Consider the following 2,373-nt stretch of genomic DNA (forward strand, 5'->3'; position numbering starts at 1 on the left):
GTTTACCAGCCCGTAGATGAAGCAGCAGAAGAAGGACCACGACCGCGAGCCGAAGCTGCACCGGCGGGCGGCCCGGATAGTGCACGGCGCCGGCACCGCCCGCGCCACGGCCGCGGCACGTGATAGGCCCGGCGGGCGGCCACGTCGAAGCCGAGCGCCAGCACCAGGAAGAAGACGACGAAGTAGATGCCCGACCATTTGGTGCCGCACGCCAGCCCCAGCGACACCCCGGCCGCGAACCGGTACCAGCGGAAACCCAGCCGCGGACCGTACGGGGTCTGCGCGATCCGGCCCTGCATGTACGCCCGGTGCAGACGTTCGCGCACCTGGTCGCGGTCGGCGATCAGCGCCGCGAGCGCCAGCACCACGAACAGCGCCTGGAAGATGTCGAGCATGCCCATCCGCGACTGCACGAACAGCACGCCGTCGCAGATCGCGAAGATCCCGGCGAGCGCGCCGATCAGCGTCGAACGGGTCAGCCGCCGCACCATCAGATAGATGGCCAGCACGATCGCCACCCCGGCGACGGCGGAGAAGAAACGCCAGCCCATCGGCCCGTAGCCGAACATCCATTCGCCGGCCGCGAGCAGCCATTTGCCCACCGGCGGATGCACGACGAGGCCGTAGCCGGGGTTGTGCTCGATCCAGTTCCCGCCGGTGAGCACCTGCCAGCCCTGCGGCACGTAGTGCTTCTCGTCGAAGACCGGGGTGCCCTTGTCGGTGGGGTGCGTCAGATCCCAGAACCGGGTGACCACCGCGATCAGGGTGATGACGACGCCGACGACGGTGCCGCGGAGCCGGTCGGGCGCGCCGAAGACCGGCTCGGGAATCTCCGGCCGCGGGGAGGTGCCCAGGTCCTCGGTGCGGGGTCGCGGCACCACGGTGGCGCGATCGAGGACGGCGGGACTCATCACGCCGATCCTAGAGCAGAGAGCGCGCCGGAGCGGGAGCGCCGAGCGGTCAACCCTGCACGACGGCCGGTACCGCCCCGAAGAACCACGCCAGGGTGATCACCATCAGAAACCACATCCCGCCCTGCCAGATCTGCCAGCGGCCGTCGGCGCGGTAGCAGCTGTAGGTGCGCCAGGCGGCGGCCAGGGCGCCGACGAAGACCACTCCCGGCGCCGCCAGCACCAGCACGTCGCGCAGTCCGCCGGAGGACGCGAGGCCGACGAAGGCGGTCAGCACGGCCAGCAGCACCGTGACCGCCACATGCACGCCCACCTCACGCAGTTCCGGCCGCGGCCCGGACGGCTGCTCGTCGACGTCGTCGTCGAAGTCCATCGAAATCGGTCCTTTGCTCGCCCCTGTCGCCCTCGAGCCTACCGACCGGGGAGAAAGTCCCTCCACGGGTGCATCTACCCAGCAGATACGACAGAATGGAGACGAGGCTTGATACGGGCGCATTCCAGCAGAGTCCGGGCCGGAGCAATCGAGGATGGGGTATTTCACGATGAGCACGATTCTGGTCGGTGTGGACGGTTCCGCCGAATCCATCAACGCCGTGCGCTGGGCCGCCGGCGCCGCCGCGACCGAAGGCGCCGCCCTGAAGATCGTCTCCGCGTACACCACCACGACGAGCGACTACGCGCCCGGCCTGGTGATCCCGCAGGACGTCATCGACGCCATCCGCGGCGAGGTGAGCAAGTACGTGCAGAGCGCCGCCGAGGTGGCCCGCGAAGTGGATGCGGACATCGAGATCAGCGGTTCGATCGTCGAGGGCGACGCCGCCCGCGTGATGATCGAGTTCGGCGAGCAGGCCGAGATGACCGTGCTCGGCAGCCGCGGCCTGGGCGGCTTCAAGGGCCTGTTCCTGGGCTCGGTGTCCACCAGCGTCGCCGCCCACTCCAAGGGCCGCGTGGCGATCATCCCGCCGGAGGCCAAGCTGACCGAGGGCCCCGTGGTGGTGGGTGTGGACGACTCCAAGGTGAGCGACCCGGCCGTCGCCGAGGCCTACCGCCAGGCGGATCTGCGCAATGTGGAACTGGTAGCCGTGCACACCTGGACCCCGCTCGACGCCGACGCCCTGCACGGCTACGGCCTCACCTCCGACGAGATCGAGGAGATGTCGCAGCAGGCCGTCGAGGCGGTCGCCGAGCGGATGGCCGGCTACGGCGAGGACTACCCGGACGTGAAGGTCAAGCGTGTGGTGCTGCCGGAGGAGCCGGGCAAGGCCATCCTGGAGACCGCCGGCGACACCGCGTCGCTGATCGTGATGGGTTCGCGCGGCCGCGGCGGCTTCACCGGTCTGCTGCTGGGCTCGCGCAGCCAGAAGGTGCTGCACCACGCCAAGGTGCCGGTCATGATCGTGCGCGCCTGATCCCTGTTCTGTTCTCCTCGGAGGCGCCGCCACCGCAGCCGCGGTTGTGCGGC

General features: G+C 69.8%; 2 protein-coding genes and 1 pseudogene. 1 reads left to right on the top strand and 2 read right to left on the bottom strand.

Going from position 1 to position 2,373, the window contains the following annotated elements:
• Positions 1 to 47 precede the first annotated feature (47 nt).
• Positions 48 to 911 (bottom strand): annotated as a pseudogene (locus tag ACJMNC_RS15945) (phospholipid carrier-dependent glycosyltransferase); the annotation flags it as partial.
• 49 nt (positions 912 to 960) lie between these two features.
• On the bottom strand, positions 961 to 1,284 hold the full coding sequence (locus ACJMNC_RS15950) for a hypothetical protein (protein WP_408948948.1): 324 nt from the start codon (positions 1,282 to 1,284) through the stop codon (positions 961 to 963).
• Between the two features lie 169 nt (positions 1,285 to 1,453).
• Between ACJMNC_RS15950 and ACJMNC_RS15955 the strand changes: the two genes are divergently transcribed.
• Positions 1,454 to 2,320, top strand: coding sequence for a universal stress protein (locus ACJMNC_RS15955; protein ID WP_408948949.1), 867 nt, complete (start codon positions 1,454 to 1,456; stop codon positions 2,318 to 2,320).
• The last annotated feature ends 53 nt before the right edge of the window (positions 2,321 to 2,373 follow it).

The sequence above is a fragment of the Gordonia sp. VNK21 genome (assembly GCF_046098115.1).
In the GTDB taxonomy this organism is placed as follows: domain Bacteria; phylum Actinomycetota; class Actinomycetes; order Mycobacteriales; family Mycobacteriaceae; genus Gordonia.